The 18,771-nt window shown below is 58.9% G+C and carries 15 protein-coding genes; 1 reads left to right on the top strand and 14 read right to left on the bottom strand.

Translation table 11 applies throughout. The annotated features are described in order from the left end of the window. Positions 1–106: 106 nt before the first annotated feature. Together ABDZ66_RS17160 and ABDZ66_RS17155 are read right to left on the bottom strand one after the other, a co-directional pair. Positions 107–982 carry a hypothetical protein gene (locus ABDZ66_RS17160; protein ID WP_343761553.1) on the bottom strand — a complete coding sequence of 292 codons (876 nt, stop codon included), beginning with the start codon at positions 980–982 and terminating at the stop codon, positions 107–109. Positions 983–1,483: 501 nt separating this feature from the next. Next, on the bottom strand, positions 1,484–3,295 hold the full coding sequence (locus tag ABDZ66_RS17155) for a GIY-YIG nuclease family protein (RefSeq protein WP_343761551.1): 1,812 nt from the start codon (positions 3,293–3,295) through the stop codon (positions 1,484–1,486). A gap of 297 nt (positions 3,296–3,592) precedes the next feature. On the opposite strand from ABDZ66_RS17155, the gene ABDZ66_RS17150 reads away from it, so the two are divergent. After that, positions 3,593–4,279 (top strand): recombinase family protein, encoded by a 687-nt coding sequence (locus tag ABDZ66_RS17150; protein ID WP_343761548.1) that lies wholly within the window; start codon positions 3,593–3,595, stop codon positions 4,277–4,279. 91 nt (positions 4,280–4,370) lie between these two features. Here ABDZ66_RS17150 and ABDZ66_RS17145 read toward each other — a convergent pair whose 3' ends face one another. The 12 genes from ABDZ66_RS17145 to ABDZ66_RS17090 all read right to left on the bottom strand — a co-directional run bounded on the left by ABDZ66_RS17145 (position 4,371) and on the right by ABDZ66_RS17090 (position 18,729). After that, the gene (locus ABDZ66_RS17145; RefSeq protein WP_343761545.1) at positions 4,371–5,129 is read right to left on the bottom strand and encodes a hypothetical protein; all 759 of its coding nucleotides are present in this window, start codon (positions 5,127–5,129) and stop codon (positions 4,371–4,373) included. Positions 5,130–5,131: 2 nt separating this feature from the next. Beyond that, positions 5,132–5,749 (bottom strand): hypothetical protein, encoded by a 618-nt coding sequence (locus ABDZ66_RS17140; protein ID WP_343761543.1) that lies wholly within the window; start codon positions 5,747–5,749, stop codon positions 5,132–5,134. Between the two features lie 98 nt (positions 5,750–5,847). Further along, positions 5,848–7,344, bottom strand: coding sequence for a hypothetical protein (locus ABDZ66_RS17135; RefSeq protein ID WP_343761541.1), 1,497 nt, complete (start codon positions 7,342–7,344; stop codon positions 5,848–5,850). Further along, complete coding sequence (locus ABDZ66_RS17130) at positions 7,341–7,592, bottom strand: hypothetical protein (RefSeq protein ID WP_343761539.1); 252 nt, start codon at positions 7,590–7,592, stop codon at positions 7,341–7,343. The genes ABDZ66_RS17135 and ABDZ66_RS17130 overlap by 4 nt, the downstream gene beginning before the upstream one ends. Before the next feature lie 440 nt (positions 7,593–8,032). After that, positions 8,033–8,734 carry a hypothetical protein gene (locus ABDZ66_RS17125; RefSeq protein WP_343761537.1) on the bottom strand — a complete coding sequence of 234 codons (702 nt, stop codon included), beginning with the start codon at positions 8,732–8,734 and terminating at the stop codon, positions 8,033–8,035. After that, a complete protein-coding gene (locus tag ABDZ66_RS17120; RefSeq protein WP_343761555.1) occupies positions 8,731–9,153 on the bottom strand; it encodes a RusA family crossover junction endodeoxyribonuclease in 423 nt (140 codons plus the stop codon). Before ABDZ66_RS17120 ends, ABDZ66_RS17125 begins: the two co-directional genes overlap by 4 nt. 254 nt (positions 9,154–9,407) lie before the next feature. Continuing rightward, a complete protein-coding gene (locus ABDZ66_RS17115) occupies positions 9,408–12,335 on the bottom strand; it encodes a type I restriction endonuclease subunit R (RefSeq protein ID WP_343761534.1) in 2,928 nt (975 codons plus the stop codon). After that, entirely contained in the window at positions 12,332–13,465 is a 1,134-nt protein-coding gene (locus ABDZ66_RS17110; protein ID WP_343761532.1) for a restriction endonuclease subunit S domain-containing protein, read from the bottom strand. The genes ABDZ66_RS17115 and ABDZ66_RS17110 overlap by 4 nt, the downstream gene beginning before the upstream one ends. A gap of 35 nt (positions 13,466–13,500) precedes the next feature. After that, positions 13,501–14,997, bottom strand: a complete 1,497-nt coding sequence (locus tag ABDZ66_RS17105; RefSeq protein WP_343761530.1) for a type I restriction-modification system subunit M — start codon at positions 14,995–14,997, stop codon at positions 13,501–13,503. Beyond that, positions 14,994–16,550: a type I restriction-modification system subunit M gene (locus ABDZ66_RS17100; protein ID WP_343761528.1), complete on the bottom strand. Its 1,557-nt coding sequence runs from the start codon at positions 16,548–16,550 to the stop codon at positions 14,994–14,996. Before ABDZ66_RS17100 ends, ABDZ66_RS17105 begins: the two co-directional genes overlap by 4 nt. 312 nt (positions 16,551–16,862) lie before the next feature. Next, positions 16,863–17,744 carry an S-4TM family putative pore-forming effector gene (locus tag ABDZ66_RS17095; protein WP_343761526.1) on the bottom strand — a complete coding sequence of 294 codons (882 nt, stop codon included), beginning with the start codon at positions 17,742–17,744 and terminating at the stop codon, positions 16,863–16,865. Then, positions 17,737–18,729, bottom strand: coding sequence for a hypothetical protein (locus ABDZ66_RS17090; protein ID WP_343761524.1), 993 nt, complete (start codon positions 18,727–18,729; stop codon positions 17,737–17,739). Before ABDZ66_RS17090 ends, ABDZ66_RS17095 begins: the two co-directional genes overlap by 8 nt. Positions 18,730–18,771: the final 42 nt, after the last annotated feature.

Raw genomic sequence — 18,771 nt, 5'->3', positions numbered from 1 at the left:
GCAAGCACATCAACCCCTTTGGGCGATACCACTTCGATCTGGGCCGCCTTCGGGACTGACTGGCACGGCGTTTAAGCCCTTAACGGGGGTTTTCGGGCGATTGAGGCTATAACGCGAGATACCTGTAGGCGAGCGCGCTCTTGCCCTGCCCGGAAGCACCCCGAACGACCACCAAGGGAGCGTGGGTGAACGCCTCGTCGATACTCCGCAAACGATCCTCGCGCGCAACGTCCACGTTCGCCAGGATGTGCTCGTAGCGCGCCGAGACGCCTTGGTAAAACTCAGCCTCATACGCACTCCCGGCCTGGACCGAGTCGCCCGTCAGGGGCACCAAGCTGGTGAACCACTCTGCGTGATGGGCAGCCCGGTCAGCGAGGAAGCGTCCAATAGCGCTTAACTTCTGCTGTACGTCCCGAAGGGAGATTCGTTCCTGCCTCTCGGCCAGGCGGAAGAGCCAGGCGTGCAGCAGGTCAAAGGCCGCGTGGGGATCGTAACCAGTGAACGTCGAGCACAACCAAGTGAAGACCTCAGCTTCAAGTACCTGTTCGTCGGCACGGTCAAGCTCGACGGCTCCCAGCAGGTACTCAGCCTCGTCCCGCGTGTAGCCCCAGGAAATGAACTGTGTGACCACGTCATGTCGTGCCACCGGATCATTCGCCCAGGCCCTGCCAAGGTCATCGCCATACGGACCGAAGCTAACGACGCGCTCGACAACGCCCGAAAGCTCACCCCGCCGCTCCAGCACCCTCCGGAAGAATGAGCGGTCCTTTTTGGGTTTTAGAATGGAAAGCGTGAGGTCACGCTCGTAGGCCTTGAGCTGAATAATTTCCAGTGCCTCACCCTGCGGGTCGAAGATGTCGAGGTCCTCATGACCCTCCAGGTGGAATACGACACCCTCACGACTGTGAAGCAGCCGATGCAAGGTGTAGAGGGCTTGCAGACGATAACCCCTCAAGGCTGCTTGTGCACCGGATTTCGACAAGTGACTCCCCCAAGAAGGCGTGATCTAGCTGTCCACAGTTATAGGCGCGTGCTGAGCTTCAAGATGTGCTTCTTTATGCCTTGACCTCTTATTGGTAGTTCGTTGACTCCTCCGATCATTGGGTCCCACACAGGGTGAAAGCTGATATCGACGGTTCTCGCGAAGCACGTGCTGAACGTCGATCTCATCCAAAGTCAACGGATTACCAATAATTAGCGGCTGTCGACTCCCTAGCACCCGATGGTGTCAGGGTAATCGGCTGTTCCTACTCTCAGGTCCCCTTCATGCGGGCGATTTCCGCTTTGAGGGCTTTGTTTTCGGTAGTCAACCCATCGATCTGCTCGGAACTCCTTCTGGGACAGAGTTCCGAACCCATGGAATCGACGTTTCCCCCTCGATTTCAGATGCTTCAATTGGGACAGGCAGGACGAGAGCTCAACGTACAAAAATTCGCAAATCGTGTAGTCAGCCTCGAGGAACAGCTGGTCGCTGAATCACAGATCAGTGGTGCTGGTTCCAGGATTGCTGAAACTTCAGCAGCCTATCGATAGCTTCTGACGGTTCTAGGCGAAAAAACTCGCGCCTGTCGGAGTAGCGTAGGCCCTCCTGTTCCAGTTCGCGGTGCAGTTGCTGCTCCGCACCAATATGGTTCCTGACGCCCACGGAATGCAGAAGGATGAAGGGTGTGGGCACGCCTGTAGAAGACGACAGTTCCCTGGCGCGCAACTCGCCCGAGCGGCCCGAGGAACCGACTTTCACGAGACCTGGCATCGCCGGGTTGAACAGAACGTAAATCTGTCCTATGTCATCCTCAGGTTGGCGGAAGCCGCCGTTTACAGGGGTCCATGAGTCTTTCAATCTGTCCAGTTCCCGGGAGATGGCGTGAGGCAGAATGCCAAACTGATCGTCCGCGAGTTTTTCCAGTAGCACATCGCGGATCGTGTCCGGACGTAGCAGAGGGTGTGCCAAGATCGGATTCAGAAACGTATCGACCGTTACGCCCGTCATGGTCCTGACCGTATTCAATGCAACTTCCAGAGCCTTTTCACTGGCACCAGGATTGTGTGCTACTTCCGAAGCTGAACCGTGACGCGTGGCCAGCTGCTGTAAGAGGGCATCGGGTAAGTTGGGATTTTCTTGCACAGCCCGACGAACCGCGAAATCGTCGGCGGTAGCTAACTCTTCTGCCAACCATGAAGGGAGCCTAGGGTTACGTGCCAAACTACAGACTACAAGGCTGCTGTTCTTCTGCAGGATCTCCTGCATTTCTCTCACGTTAGCGGTCAGGCGTGCATCGCACATCTCGCTGTAGCTAGGGAAACGTCTTTTCAACTTCATCAGGATGGAATCTGGGGTCACGGGTCTAGTAACAACCTCCAGCTCACATTCGTCCTCCAGCGCTAGTCTCGTGAGCGTGACTTCGTCTGTTAGACGGTGACGTGCGGCAACCCACATGACACTAGAGTCATTGGATGTTGAAAGCCAAGCGAGACCCTGTGGATGGATGATATCGTCTTCGTCGATCATGACATCTTGGTAGTTGGTAGGCGGTCTGGAGCCCACAATCCTGCCGAGGATGTCAGAGTCTAGCCTAGGATTACAGAGAAGGCCTATGATAGCCTGTACATTCCCTGTATCAAACAGTTGTCTTTGTAATTGAGCAGGAAGCAGAGGATGTTTCGCAAGTTGACGCCAATACCTCTGATCAAGGGAGTGGAATAATGAGTTGAAGAAGTCTTCGTCGAGAAAAGGAATTTTAAGCACACCCGCGGGGGATTCACCGTAGGCACCTGACCTCACGCGGTATAGTCGGGTGGCAGGATTGCTTTGCAACGCCCCCCAGACATCTCGCTGGCGCCCAAAGTTTTGCTCAATATATGCCAGCACATCTAGGTCCTGGTGCGGATCGGCTGCCAAGCTGCACAGAGTTGCTTCGTCGGCCGAACGCAAGGAGTTGTATTTTCCTTGCCGTTCGTGGCGTTCCAGGGAAGCCTGTAGGAGCGGATGCAGCCTCGTTATTTCCTCACGAACACCTTCCGGGATGGATGCAGTGGGAACACCTTGCCCACTTGTACTGACGCGAACGATCTCTTGATCAAATGGATGATCGTCGGTGCTCAGGCCACTCAGAACGGCAGCCGTGACACGAGCATGCTTGGCGACGAGCATGCGCACAGAACGATCTGGATGCTTGCTAAGCGTCTTCAATGCCGCCTCGCTGACAGCAGCGTCCACGCTGTCAGCGAGGCGAAGGAGACGGCTAGGACTTGTAGTTGTGTCACTGGCCATTTTGAGAGCAGTGGATTGGTTCATTGAAACCTCTGTGACTTTCTCGGGACGGTTTAGCCGCTTCCGGGAGTAAGGAGAAATCGGGTGATGGACGCGGATGTTGCAACCCACGGGACTCACTCAGCCTTGTCCTTGGCATGAGCGTGAATGGGGACAGTCGCAATAGTATTGACGGTGCCCCCTCGCGATTCCAGTCAATCTGAAATCCCAGCTACACGAGCCACGCTGCACTGCCTGTGCTTGGCGCGCAGGCTCTCTCAGGCTAGCTTGCCCCGCTGTTACAGTTCTTAAACGCTCCGATGAGAGTTGTAACATGGGTAGGTGCCCACCCCCGCCATCGCCTACTACCGAGTCTCCACCGCCAAACAAGGCCAAAGCGGCTTGGGTCTCGAATCTCAGCAGGCCGCCGTCCTCTCGCATGCCCGCAGCAAGGACCTTGAGGTCGTCCTCGAATTCACCGAGATCGAAACCGGCACCCGCAAACGCCGCCGGCCACAACTAGAGGCGGCCCTCGATCACACCCGCCGAGTCAATGGGGTTCTCCTCATCGCCAAGCTCGACCGCCTCGCCCGCAACGTCGCCGTCGTCGCCAGCCTCATGGAATCCGGCGTCCGCTTCGTCGCCGTAGACATGCCCGAAGCCGACAACCTCACCATCCACGTCATGGCCGCCGTCGCCGAGCGCGAAGCCCAACTGATCTCCGCCCGCACGAAAGCCGCGCTGGCGGCGCGGAAAGCTCGTGGGTTGAAGCTCGGTAAGCCGGAGAACCTCACCGCTGAAGCGCGCCTGGCGGGGGCGGCGACCTCACGAGCCCTGGCGGTCGCTGACATGCGACCTGTGGCGGCGTATGCGGGTGCGTTGCGCGCTCAGGGGCTCAGTCTACGAGCAGTCGCCGCCCAGCTGGACGCGCATGGCTTCCGCACCCGACAGGGCGGCCCCTGGAGTGCGGTGCAGGTCAAGCGCGTCCTGGACAGGAAAAAACAGGATGCTGCCGATCCGGCCGCATAGGATTGACCTAACCTGAATACCGCTCTATAGTAGAAAAAGCAAGGCGATCTTCGGGTCGCCTTCTTCTATTCCAGGCGTTGGGGTAGACACCTCACCTGTGATCGGAGAGCATCGCCCGCCAGTCACCGTAATGCTGCAGCGACTGCTCGATCTCGTTGCGCCGCCGAGAGGCGAGTAGCCCCGCTGGCTGCAGGAAATTCTGCACATCCCACTTTGGGGGCCACCGGTGATGGCCAAGAACCGCAGTGATGTGCATCTGCCCTTTGTTCAACGCCTTCATTTCTTCCGCTGAGATCTCCAGACCTCGGGGGTAGCAGCCGCTGAACCCTCGCGCATCCAAAGCCTGAAGCAGCAGAAGGACGGAGAGCACATGCTCGCGGGACTTCGGATAGACCCAGGGCTCGGGCTGCCAGAGTTGCCAAGTCTCCACGACATACGACCCCAGCGGTCGCCGGAGGGTCAGCACGACGGCCAGCATCGACCGCGGATCATCCGTGCCTATGCCAGGGCGGAGCCGGTCGAGATTCATCCCTCTGACCTTTAGAACCAGCACCTCTCGCAGCGTGTGTGACGTCGTTGCCGTGATGATCGCCCGCCAGAGTTCAGAGGGCACATTGTGGTAGAGGTTCGGATGAACGACCGGGTTCTGTTCGCGTCCCAGCAGATACTCCGGATCCACTTCGAGCCAGGCGCCGAGCTGATCCGCCTGAGTCATGCTGAGTTCGGCCGCCCGGCTGGGTTCGCAGCCACACTCGAGCAGCAGCCGCGCCTGATCCATGTCGTGCCACCCCAACGGCTGGAGGATGCTGTCGATCCTCGCCCACTCCTCCGCTGCGTCCAGTCGTCTCACTCTCAGCTGTCTGCCCCTGGGAAAGGCAGTCCGAGAGTCTGGCTGATGGTTTTCAGGGAGGTCACGAAGGTCGCGGACGCCGCGCCCAGTTTGCTCAGCGTCTCGACGGCCCGACCGGCACGGGCCAGCTTGCCCTCCTTCACGCCCTTGTCGAGGCTCTCGATGGTCATCGTGGCCTCGTCCTGGTCGTCCTCCGGCAAGGTGGCGACCTGGGCCCGGAGTTGGGCGAGAAGCAGGGCAAACTCCTCGACGGTGCCGCCGCTGCGCTGCTGCGGGGTCATGGCGTTGTGGTTCCCGACCTGGGTGGCAACGATGCCGACAGGAGCATGGAAATTCTGGACCAAACTTCCTGAAGGTGGAGTGTCCGCGCGATCCGCTGCGCGCATGCCCACCTCGGTGATCCGGACGAGCAACTCGTCGCCGCCGCGGTTCGCCACGATGGCCAGCTCTCCAAGCCCCTGCAGTTGTCGGCAACTCGCGGCGATCAGCGGGAGGTCCACCTGCAAGGCCTGGGCCAGCTCACCGGTGTCTGCAAAGCCCTGGCCAGACACGTAGGAGGCGCGCAGGTGAGCCAGGACTCGTCGACTGCACTGGGTCAGATCTTCAGGGAGGAGGGTCATTGTGCTCTGAAGGTATCGCAGCGGGCGCCGTTCCCGAGGCGAGATCTGCGCGGCATCGCTGAGCGCTCGCGCTGCAGATCGATCTGCAGCGCGAGCGCTCAGCGATGTGAAAGACCACTCTCGAGGATGCCGAGCCAGCCTTTCACCTCGTTCAGCAATTCCCGACCGTTCTCCTCCAGTGCCGCGCCACTCCCGTACGTTCCTGGTTCACTGGCCACCTGCCTGGCGAAACCGATCAGACCTTCCCACGCCTGACACGCGTCCTCGATGAGGTGCGGCTTCCATGTGGCGTAATGCATGGTTATCGCCTCCGCCAGCCGGGCGAGCGTCCGCCGTTTCTGCGCCTCCGCGCCGTTGATGCGGTGGCCGTTGCTCCCGAACTCGATCTCCAGGCGCGTGACTGTGCCCCTCAGAGTGGCCAGTTCAGCCCGTCGGTTCTCCCGGAAGGCCCGCAGGCTGCCCTGCGGGGACTGCTGCACCTGAAAGTTCCTGTCCCGCAGGTCACGAATGAATCGTGTCAGATGCAGATCGAGCTTTTCACCGAACGCATCCGTAGAGTTGAACGTGCTGTACATGCCCCTGAACTGCTGCTCGATGTCGGCACGATACGCGTGAACCCGTTCTAACTCCTTCATGTTAGTCGCGTCCCTCATAAAATCCAGGGACTTGGATCGATTAGAGAAGTACACCATCACGGGCCGCCCAGCCGCCGCCATCCTCCGGATCTCCTCCACCGTCCCGGACTCGTCCGTGCCAGAGTCCATGCCCAGGCGGGCCCAGAAGACCGCCACAAGCAGGTCCGCACGCTCCACGAGTTGCTCGTTGATCAGCGCCTGCGGCCGCTCGTTCCAGCCGGGATACGAGTGAAGTTGCCAGTGCTTGAACAGCAGCACCGCGCCGAGTTCCTCCGCGTGGCGCAGGTTCCACTGTCCGAGCACCTCACGTGCTTTCTCCACCTCCTCAGCGGTGTCGCCTGGACCGCCAATCATGACCCGGATCAGCCGCGCGTCCAGACCGAGGGGCTGCTGCCCCTGCACTTCCTCCGGCAACCGCCACGGGTCAGGACTCACTGCCCCACACAGCGCGTAACCCTCACCATCCACGCACAGGATGCCGGCCTCCACCTGGGCCCGCAGGTGCGCTTCAAGATCACTCATGGGGTATCCCGTGGACACGGCGAGGCTCTCGAGACTGTACGCCGTCGGCCCCAGGTGAGCGGCACTCACTTCGAAGAACGTCCGGACATCGTCCTCTACAGTGCCCGTCGGCACCACCGGGGCCTGCACGTCCTCCACCCAGAGTGGGGCCGGGGTTCGCGCCAGAGCGCCGCGATCCCTGACCGCGTGAATGTAGTGCTGCGCAATGCGGACCAGTAAATCGCGGCCCAGTTCCTTACCGAGGTCCTGAAACTCCTGAGGGCTGCGGGTTTTCAGCTCACCACGTTCGAGTTCCGTCACTCCACTCATCCCGTCGAACAGATACACACTGGGATTGCGGGGATTCTGGATGGTGATGTCGTGAAGTTCCAGAGCGACCAGGACCACGAGCTTCCGCCCGAGTACGATCACGGGAAGGCTAAGCTGCTTGGTCGTCATCTGAGCCCCGCTTCCTGAAGCACCTGCGTTACCTGATCCCGTAGGGCGTCACAGCAGCAATGCAGGCGGTACTCGTGCTGTACGCGCTCCCTGGACACGGTCAACTGATCCACGAATTCGATCAACGCGAACGACCCATGCTCCGGACAGTACTGGAGGGACACGACCTCCTCAATATTTGCCCGGAACCTCTCGTTCACGTCGTCCATGAGCCGCTTGACCATACCGTCGAGGTTGAACCTGGGCATCCCTGATGGTAGCCCGGACATCTGACCCGCAATGACTCATACGGACTCCGATTGAATGTGCTGCAAAACCCGTTCAATCGGAGCAAAGCGAGTGGGAGGGAAACGGTTTCCGGACGTGAAGCTGACAAGCCGGCGATGTTCCGGGTTATCGGCGAAACAAACGGAATCCGTATCAGCTGCCACCAACAAGGAAACGAGTCACGAGCTCTTCAAGAAGAGGGAGGGCCGTGTGTTGTGTCCGCACACACATCGTGCCGGCACAACCACGGGCCGCCTCGCCGGGCTTGTCTGCCTAACAGGAGACACAAGTGCTAATGACAGACGCCTCTTCTTCGCCAATTTAGCAAAGGTTTACGGCAGAAATTAGACAAGCGCCTCCAACAGCATAGAAGCCTAAGACATCAAATGCAAAATAATCCCATCCATCTAATCATAATAGATTACGCTTCAGCTTTGCCGACAAGAAGCTCTAATACCCTGTTTTGCGCATTGTCCAAGGTCTCGAATTCTATCAATTCAACGCTAGAAAACCTGTTATGGGATATCTTATTTCTATTGGAAATCGTATAAATAAGCTGCTCATACAGGCTGTAATCAATTTCTCCCTCTGAATATAGATAGTCAGCTATTATCTTAGATTCAAGTGCACCGATGGGTAACATAAATTTTTCAGCCAGGAGGGATAAACTCGATTCTAAATTTGAAAATTTTACTAAGAATATAGCAGAGGCCAATTGCTCATCAAGCCTGCTTCCCTCTGCCAAGAGATCCAGTTTCGCTCGAGAATCATGAATCATCTTGATCGTCGTGCTTAGTTTTTGTCCATAAGGAATGAAAAATGATTCAATATCCTGATCAACCTCACGCTCAGTCATAATAACGAATTTCCACATTCTGTCTGATGGGAGCGACCTTGAATATTCAAAATACCTCTCCATTCCCTGCATAAAGACGGATGATTTCACTTCAATAATGTAATTAATACCATCCGGAGATTTAGCAAGTATATCTGGTCTATATTTTATATTGCTCTCTGGTAAGCAATCTGGATTAGGCTCCATAGTTACCCGCATCCCTATATTGGCAAGCTTACTAGCAACCCGCTTTTCGAGAATACTTCCGTATCTATAGTCTTGACTCATGTAAAACTACCTATCCCCCTTGATTTACAAAGTCGAAAATATACGGTATCCGCCATCTGCTGTCGATTATCGAGTTCATTTCGAAGCTTATCTGGCAATTCTTCTATAATTATTTTTTCACTTGTAAATCGCCTGTGGGCAGAGATATCCGAGATATTGACATCATCCGCATATAACACACCTACAAGCGCATCCTGCACACCCTTAATAATATTATCAACATCAACGGGATTTTCGTGGCATATATAGATAATCTGGAAGTAATAGTCGCTACCTTCAAGTATTGACTCCCTCCAAAGTATTTTTGCATGGTTTATGATATAGTCTTTCCATCGTCTATATCCTGGCCTACCCCTCGCATTGTAGGAAACTGGCCTTCTAGGCAAAACCATCTCAAAAATAACATCATTTGTCTGCATTCTAGTCAATTCGACGCCTCCTATATACATTCCTAAAGGAAACAACCAATGCTTTATAGAATATCGGAATAATAAATATAGACTGCAAAAATATCAACCCATTTGCTTTGTAATCGCGAGTAGCTTCTTAGCAAGCGAAATCATATAGAGCGGTTATTTTCGCACGCCATGCATCCGGTATATACGATACTCTAAAGATTTCAGAATATATCTGCGACCGCATAGATTATCGTCTGTATTTTATTCTCTCATACCTAATAATACTCTCGGATGTACCCGAGCGCCTTCTCGAAAACGTCGTTGTCACGGATCTTAAACTGCACATAGAGGGTTTTCCTCAGGGCTTGCCGCACCTCCTGATCGCCGCGGATGGTGGACTGCCACCCGTCGAAGCGGATGGCGCGCACGACCTCGTCGATGCGGTTGACGATGTTGTCGACGATGATCGGAGTCTGCTCAGTCTTGAGAGTGTCGAAGAGTTCCGAGAGGGCTGCTTTGCCTTTCTCTTCTCGTGGGACTTCCTTGACGGCTTTCTCCGCGGCCACCGTGTCGCGCGCGAGTTCCAGCAGTTCCCGCAGGAAGTCGAGGCTGGACTGCTGGATGTCAGCGTACTTCACCCTGAGGGCGTTCAGCCGCTGCCCAAGCGCGACGAAGACAGGATTGTTCAGGTGCCGGGCAATGCGGGCCGTGATCAACTTCTCGATTTCTTTCGGCGGGACGTCTCCGCCCTTCCCGAGCATGAGATCCTCGATGGTCTGAGCATCCAGTACAACCGTCTCGGCGCTCTCGGGGATCTCGATGCGGACGTGCTCATTGATCAGGTCGATGGTCTTGGCGCCCAGCGCGTGCCAGACCAGGCGACCCGTGATGTCCGACGGACGGACCGACTCGTACACGTCCGTCAACCAGCGGTAGTCAGCCTTGTAGTCGGCGAGCATGGGGTCCGGGCTCAGCGCCTCCCACAGCTGGGACACGACGCTGTACGCCAGGCCGAAAGCGTCCCGTGTGGCTGTGTCGGCAATTGCCGACTGTGCCTGAATGAGCCCTTCGTACCCGCCGACCGTGCGGTCCACACCAGGGAAGAACTGGATGGCCGCGGCCATGGCCGGCTCCAACTGGTTCTTCAATTCCTCGATGTTGGCAATGACGCGCTGCACGGCCTGATCGTCGAACGCCAGCGATTTCGCCACGTCGTCGAACACGCCGAGGTAGTCCACGATCAGACCGTACTTCTTGTACGGCGGGTAGACCCGGTTCGTGCGGGTAATGGCCTGAAGGAGCGTGTGTTCCTTGAGTGGCTTGTCGAGGTACTGGCACTGCAGGATCGGCGCGTCGAAGCCGGTGAGGAGCTTGGCGGTCACGATGATGATCTTCAGTGGATCAGCCGGGTCGTTGAACCGGGCAAGCACCTGCTCGAGATCCTCCGCGCCGGGCGTCCATTTGCTCCACTCGGGCTTATCCCCACGGGCCTTCGACATCACGATCGTCGAGGCGTCCGCGCCCAGGTGATGGTCGAGCTCTTCCTTGTAAGCCACGCAGGACGCCTTGTCGTACACCACAACCTGCGCCTTGAAGCCTTCCGGTTCTATCTTCGTCTTGAAGTGCTCGGCGATGTCGGCCGCGATCTGGCGCACCCGGTCCGGCGCCTTGATGAGCACCTCGATGGACGCGGCCTTCTTCGACAGGGTGATCTTGTCCTCTTCGGACAGGCGGCGCTCGCTGGCGAGTTCCGCGAAGGCCGTGTCGATGGCCTCCTGATCGATGTGTAGTTTGGACAGGCGCGGTTCGAAGTGCAGGGGCAGCGTCGCGCCGTCGCGGATGGAGTCCTGGAAGGAATACCGGGACAGGTACCCGCCTTCGTCCTCCTGGGCGCCGAACCACATGAAGGTGTTGCGATCGCGCTTGTTGATGGGCGTGCCCGTCAGACCGAAGAGGAAAGCATTCGGCAGAGCGGCGCGCATCTTCTGCCCGAGGTCGCCCTCCTGCGTGCGGTGGGCCTCGTCGACCATGGCGATGATGTTGTTCCGGCCGTCCAGGACGCCTTCAGCATCTTTGAACTTGTGAATGGTCGTGATGATGATCTTGCGCGCGCCGCCGCCGAGCAGTTTCAGTAGCTGGGCGCTGTCGTCGGTGGATACCAGCCCAGGCACATCGGACGCGGTGAACGTCCCCGTGATCTGCGTGTCCAGGTCGATGCGGTCCACCACGATCAGGATCGTCGGGTTCGTCAGCTGCGCCATGGCCCGTAGCTTCAGCGCGGTGAACACCATCAGCAGGGACTTCCCGGAGCCCTGGAAGTGCCAGATCAAACCCTGCTTTACCTTCCCGAGTAGCACGCGCTCCACGATCAGATTCGTCGCCTGGAACTGCTGGAAGCGAGCGATGATCTTGATCTTCCGGTGCTTCTTGTCCGTCGCGAACAGCGTGAAGAATCGCAGGAAGTCCAGCACCGCCGCGGGCTTTAGAACCCCGTCAACCGCTTCGCCCACCGCCGCGAGGCCAATCTTCGCCGGGGCGTCCACGTCGGTGTCCTCTTCCCGCCAGGGGCCCCACAGCTCGACCGGCATGCCGACCGTGCCGTACCGGAAGTCCTTGCCTTCCGTTGCGAACGAGAAGACGTTCGGCACGAAGAACGGCGCGACGCTCTTCTCGTAGTCGTCGTGAATCTGGGCGGCCGCGTCGATCCAGGTGTAGGCGGGCCGCGTGGGCGACTTCGCCTCCCCCACCACCAGCGGAAAGCCGTTGCACCACAGCACCAGGTCGAAGCGCTTTTCCACCCGGCCCTGAACGAACGTCACCTCGGTGGAGATCGTCCACTCGTTGGCCTCGGGGTGGTCGAAGTCGATCAGGCGGACGGTGACGTGCTCACCTTCCTTGCCCAGAGGCATGGACTTCTGGCCGGTCAGCCAGGCGGTGAACTCCTCGTTCGCCACCACCGGGTGTGGGCTGGTGCGGGCGCTGAGCAGGATGGCGCGCAGGTTGTAGAGCACCTGCTCGGCCTTCGCCGGGTCGGCCGCAATCTCAGGGTTCAGGCGAATCAGTGCCGCTTTCACCTGACTTTCCAGCAGCACATCGCTGGTGGTGCGTGACAGTGCAGAGCCCGGGGCGAACGGCACCTGCGTGGAGGACACCCGGTCACGCACGAAGTCGCGCACGGAGTTGGCTTCGTTGAAGAGGGTCATTGGGGATCCCCAAAGATGCTGCTGAGAAGCGTGCTTTTCGTTCTCCTAAGCTTTTCAAGAGAATGAGCTGTGGCTACTTCCGCATGACTCATTGCCCTCAAATCACGTAGCAGTTCAGCCTCTTTTTCAAGCCCAAGTCTAGGTACCGGTAGATTACGTAGTGCAGCTAAGGTCAATTCCGTAAAAGTTGAACCTTTCGCATTACGGTTGATTTCAGATGCCATCCATGCGGAATTCATCACGGCAACAACAAAGTCTGGATTTATTTGCTCGGAGTTAATAGCAACACGTGCCGTGCCTTGCGTAAGATTCGCTCCAGCCAGCTCATCAGGAACTTTTAGGGTTAAGCCAGTTCGTCCACGAAGAGCCACCACGAGGTCACCAGTCTCAACTCTGGATCGCTTGAACTTTGCGGCAATTTCCGGCGCAGTCCTTTTCATACCTTCGAGGGAAAGCTGCCCGTCAGTCATGTCCGAGACTCGAATGTAAGGAACGCCATTCTCGACTTCTGGGCCGGCCTGGACAATGCCGTAAGTAATAGTGGTATCTGGCTTGATCAGGGATTCTAAGGGCAGCGTCTCAACACTCATAGCAGATAAGACCTGATCTAATAGTTTTTTCCGTAAGACTTTCACTGCCGTATTTTCTTTTACCAGCGCTTCTTGGTGGGTTTCAGACGCCCACAGGAGATCTGCCAGCCGCTTCTGCTCTTCAATAGGCGGAAGTGCAACTTGCATATCGGATAGCGGCTTCCAATTCAGGAATTTATTCACGGAGCCAGTAAAGTTATCCTGCAAATGGGCTTGCACTCTTGCACTGAGCAAGAGCCACGGAAGAAATTCTTGAAGAAGTAAACTTTGATCTCGAGTGCGCAGAACAAATAACTTTTCGCCCGTCACTCCGATTCTGTCTACGACAGCAAGCTTTTCGATGCCGCGAGAATGGAGCAGAACATCGCCAGGGTGAAATCTTCGTTTGAATGTCGGTGGGAAGTCATCGTCTGCCGTGGAACCATAGGCAGATATCATTATCTTGCCGAGGCTTATATGAGGACCAGCAACGTAAGGTAGTATACCATCACGTACAGAATCAAAATAGTCATTGATGTTTTTTACAAGATTGCCAAACACGTGACTAGTCCAACCTTGCCTTCCCATACTCGAATTCACGCCAATACCTCTCTGCTAAACAGGTTCATCACGTCAGTTATCGCCTGGTCCGATTCTTTAGCTGCCACCCTCCACGCGGTCACAGCATCTTCAACGGCAAGTTTCTCTACGCCATTGGCGGCGTTAGCCGCCCCCACGTACAGCTGGAGTGCCAAGCTGAAGTTCTTACTGGCGATCTGGCTGAGATCAGCGACCGTCGCGAAGCCGTCGACACTGGCGAAATCCCGGTAGGTCCCCAGGATTCTCGTCTGGTGCGCTTCCTCGAGGAAGGACTGCGCCTGCTCGCGGGTCACTTCGTTCACCGCATTGATGAACAGGATCTTTCCACGGTGTTCGGCGGGCTTGTTCGCTCGGAGCGTGATCACCACGGCCTCCATGGGGCTGTTGTAGAACAAGCCTGCGCCCAGGCCGATGACCGATTCGATCAGGTCGGACTTGATCAGGGCCTCGCGCATGGTGGCCTCCTCTTTACGGAACAGGACGCCGTGCGGAAAGAGGATGGCCGCCCGTCCCGTCTTCGGGTCGAGACTCCTAGCGATGTGCTGGAAGAAGGCGTAGTCGGCACGGCCCTGAGGGGGAACACCCCAGATGTTGCGTCCGTAGGGATCCTTGACGAAGGCGTCACGATTCCAGGCCTTGATGGAGTACGGCGGGTTCGCGAGGACCACATCGAAAGTCATGAGCTGCCCCTTCTCGTCAAGGAAGCCCGGCTTGCCCAGCGTGTCCCCGTGGGCGACATGTCCGTCCGTGATGCCGTGCAGGAAGAGGTTCATCCGCGCGATGGCCGAGGTGCCGTAGTTGAGTTCCTGGCCGTACAGCTTCAAGCCGCGCCACTCCTTGCCCTGGCGTTTCACCTCGGCTGCGGTGGAGATCAGCATGCCGCCGGTGCCACAGGTGGGGTCGTATACCGACTCACCCGGCTGGGGCTCGAGCATCTGCGTCATCAGGTGCACCAGGGTGCGGTTGGTATAGAACTCCTGCGCGGTGTGCCCGGAGTCGTCGGCGAACTTCTTGATCAGGTACTCGTAGCCGTTCCCGAGTTCGTCCTCGGGGAGGTTGGCGATGGAGAGCGTGCGGGTGGAGAAGTGCTCGATTAGGTCCGCGAGGGTGGAGTCCGGGAGCAGGTCCTTGTTGCCCCAGTCCCCGTCCCCGAAGACGCCGGGAAGGGTGTCCGGGTTGGCGCTCTCGATGGCCTTCATGGCTTTCAGGACCGTCTGGCCGATGTTCGTGGTGGTTTCGCGGACGTCCTTCCAGTGCGCTCCGTCGGGAATGGCGAAGCGGTGGTTCTCGGGGAGGTCGGCCAGTTCCGCGTCTCCATAGACCTGCAGGGCGGCGGCATGTTCCTCGTCGTACACGTCCGAGATGCGCTTCAGGAAAACCAGCGGGAAGATGTACTGCTTGTAGTCGCCGGCGTCGATCAGCCCTCGCAGGACGACGGCCGCGCCCCACAGGTAGCTTTCGAGCTCGCGTTGCGTGATTCGTTTCGTGCTCACAGGTTGACTTCCTCAGGGGCGAGGCCCCATTTCGCCAGCTCGGCTTCCAGCGCGGCGCGCGTTTCGAGCACGCGGGCGTGGGCGGCTTCCAGGTCGGCGAGGGCGTCCGCCAGCGTGACCTGCTCGCCGGTCTCGGCAGGGGCGACGTACAGCGGGATGTTCAGGTTGAAATCGTTCCCGGTGATCTCCTCCAGGGGAACCACCCGTGCCAGACCGTCGACGTCTTCGAAGTTCTGGTAGGCCGCGAGTATCTCCTCGGCGTGCTCGGGCTCCATGGTGTTCTGACTCCGACCTCGTTTGAACAACCGCTCGCCGTTGATGAACAGCACCTTGCCCTTGCGCTCGGCAGGTTTCCCGAGGCGCAGGATCAGCACACAGGCTGCCAGTCCAGTGCCGTAGAACAAGTTGGGAGCCAGGCCGATCACGGCGTCTACCAGGTCGGCGCGGACCACGAGCGACCGGATCCGTGCTTCTGCACCCTGACGGAACAGCGCCCCCTGCGGCAGCACGACGGCGACCCGTCCCGTCTTGGGCGTAGCGGAGATCAGCATGTGCTGCACCCACGCCCAGTCTGCGTACCCTTTCGGCGGAACACCGAGCGCCTGCCGGCCCCAGGGGTCGGTGACCCAGGCGCCTTCACCCCAGTTCTTCAGGGAGAACGGCGGGTTGGCCAGGACGCAATCGAACTGGGCGAGGTGATTGCCGGTGTAGAAGGCGGGGCTGCGCAGGGTGTCCTCGCGGGCGACCTTGAAGTCCTCGACGCCGTGCAGCAGCAGGTTCATCCGGGCAATCGCGGAGGTCGCCAGGACCTTCTCCTGTCCGTACAGCTTGCCCCAGAGGGTCTTCGGGCTGCCGCCGGCGCGCCGGACGTGCTCGATCACCTCGATCAGCATGCCGCCGGTGCCGCAGGCCGGGTCGTAGATCGTCTCGCCTTCCTGCGGGTCGAGGATGTCCACGAGCAGCTTCACGACCGAGCGGGGCGTGTAGTACTCCCCGGCCTTCTTGTTCGACTGGTCCGCGAAACGCTTGATCAGGTACTCGTATGCGTTGCCGAACACGTCCGGCGCCACCGAAGCGTTCGCGAGATTGCGGCCGGAGAAGTGCTCGATCAGGTCGGCGAGCTTACGGTCCGGGAGCTTGTCCTTGTTCGTCCAGGTGGCGTTCCCGAAGATGCCGTAGAGCGTCTCCTGGTTGGCCGTCTCGATCGCCCGGAAGGCCGCCTGCAGGGCCGCACCGATGTCCTGCGTGCGCTTGCGGACGTCTTCCCAGAGGTGGCCCTCAGGGATCTGGAAGCGGTGGTTTTCAGCGAACGCCGCGAACTCGTGATCCCCGTCGGAATCCGCAATGGCCTGCGCGTATTCCTCGAGGTAGACGTCACTGATGCGCTTGAAGAACATCAGGGGGAAGATGTACTGCTTGAAGTCAGCCTGGTCGATAGACCCGCGCAGCAAATCGGCCGCCGCCGCGAGATAGTTCTCCAGCTCGGACAGGGTCAGGGCGCGGGGCGCCTGCACCAGTCCCAGGGCATACTGACGGGCTTCGAGTTCCGTCACGGGCGCACCGCAGCCTGCGCCGAGTGGCGGGTTGATGGCTCCCTTGTCGCAGATTTGTGCTCGTTGGTCAGCTGTCGGGCCTGGTGTGCGCCCAGCGGCGTGAATTCTTTGCAATTCATACTGTTCCTCAGCATAGGGTCTGGGGGGGTCGCGCGCAGGATAATTTCGTCCTGGACGGCAGGAAGTGAATTTCTTCGCGGATGCTCGCCTCTGGGGCTATTCAAAACCCACCGGGCTCTGTGATGGTGGGGAGGCGTTTCAAGCAGCACCCAGGCTGCACGTCCACGCAGCCTGGGTGAATGAGCGAGTCGTTCAGGGGACGGATGGCCGTTCCGATGACAGCGCCTCAAGGCAAAGCTGCAGCTCCGTCGCCACGTTCCCCTTGACCCGGTTATGGATGACGTTGGGGATCGGGAAAGCGCTAGCTCGATGCTTGAACAGGTGCTCCTGGTGAGCGTAAAGCGTTTCATTGCTCACCGTGGCGTCGGCTCGCCGCAGCATGGCTTCAATGCCGTTTTTGACGCCGTGCAGATTGAGGAGTGAAGTGCGGCTTTCGACATGCAGGACCAACAGTTGGTACAGGAACGGTAGGGCTGGCAGCAGCAGGGTCACGGCCGTCTCCCGGAACGGACGGTTGAGCCCGGCGGCCAGAGCGACGATACCGACTCCGTACACGCCGGCACTCCACAGGGCGGCCTGGGAGAGTCTCACGCGAACCTGGTAATCCCATGTGGCGTTGATCAGCTGGCAGACGAGCGGCTGCAGGGCCGGCGGGAAGAGATCAAGCCCCTCGTACCAGTCTCTGAATGGGGTGGTGTCCACACCGGCCGCCATAGGCATGACGTCAGTGATAGAGGGGTGCCGCACCGTCCTGCCGGTAGGTACGGGCAGCCCGTACAGGCGGTAGTCGTACAGGTCCGCCAGCACTGCGCCAGCTTCCAGTTGCTTCTGGCCCCACAGACGGTAGATGATTTCCATGACCAGGATCAGCGCGGCCACAACGGCCAAGGACCCGGGCAGGCGGTGGAACCACAGGTTGTCCACCACCGTGAGTACCGCGAGCAGCAGGGTGCCGTAGAACACCACGGTGTTGACCTGCTTCAGACGATTGAAGGTGCGGAAGATGGCGACCCGCAGGGCCAGCAACTCAGGCTGGTTCTGCCGCTCACTGATACCGGAGGCCTGATCAGGCACCGAATTCCTCCCCCAGCAGGGCCTGCCAGAGCCTGACGGCCTTGGTGGGATTCGAGTGTTCCAGCGCGATGGCTTCGCCGCACTGAGTCGCAGCTGCCGAGAAGGCCTCGGACGCCTTCATACGGTCAGTGAAGCTGAGGTGATTGATGTTGCCGTCGATGCCCTTGGGGTCCTGAACATCGGACTGTACGAGGGTCGCCATTCCACCGAGTACGTCCCGCAGGTTGCTGTCCATGTACTGGTCGGCGCTCACCCCAGGAGTGCTGTAGTACGCGAGGACCAGCGCCTCGGTCAGGTACGACCCGAGCTGCAGGCCCCACTTCCGCTTGACCCAGAGCTTCACGAGCCGCACCACGTCCAGAACGTACCCGCCGTGCTCCTGATTGATCCGGGTGGCCCGGTCACGGTCGATCCGGGGATCCGTTTTGCGCCAGTGCCCTTTGCCGTCGGGAATCAGGAAGTAGGTGCGGCCGTCCCACTCTGGGGTCGTCAGGAAGGCGGGGACAACGTCGAACACCCACGGGTACGAGTCCAGATCCAGGACGGCCGCCGATCCCCTTCGGTTGAGGGTCGCCTGACGGTAACTGGGAACGGCCGCCAGCGACTGCGTGAACTGATTGACCACCTGTCGGGAATTCAGGAATCCCTCGGCGTCCCGGCAGCGGGCCAACCGGTGCCCGTCCGGCAGGATGATGCGGCAGGTGCCCAGACCGTCATCCTGGTAGATGCCGCCCAGGGCGGCGATGCCGACCATCAGGTCGATGTCGTCCAGGGGACGGCATTTGGTCCGGCGGGCGAAGGAGCCGAAGTGCAGGTGGGCGTCAGGGTACAGGAGGGGAAAGGCGGGGTCGTTGGCGCTCAGGCCATTCACCTGCTTCAGAAGCCAGTCGCGGCTGGTGCGGGCTGCAGCAACCTGCGTCGAGGGCAGGCGGACAGACGAGAGCATGAACGTGCGGAAAGCGCCGTTGATCGTGTAGGTCGTCATAGGGAACTCCTTCGTAAAAACAGACGTAATTTTTCCAACTTA

It is taken from the genome of Deinococcus depolymerans, assembly GCF_039522025.1.
Lineage (GTDB): Bacteria > Deinococcota > Deinococci > Deinococcales > Deinococcaceae > Deinococcus > Deinococcus depolymerans.
This window is presented reverse-complemented; position numbering and strand designations above follow the sequence as displayed.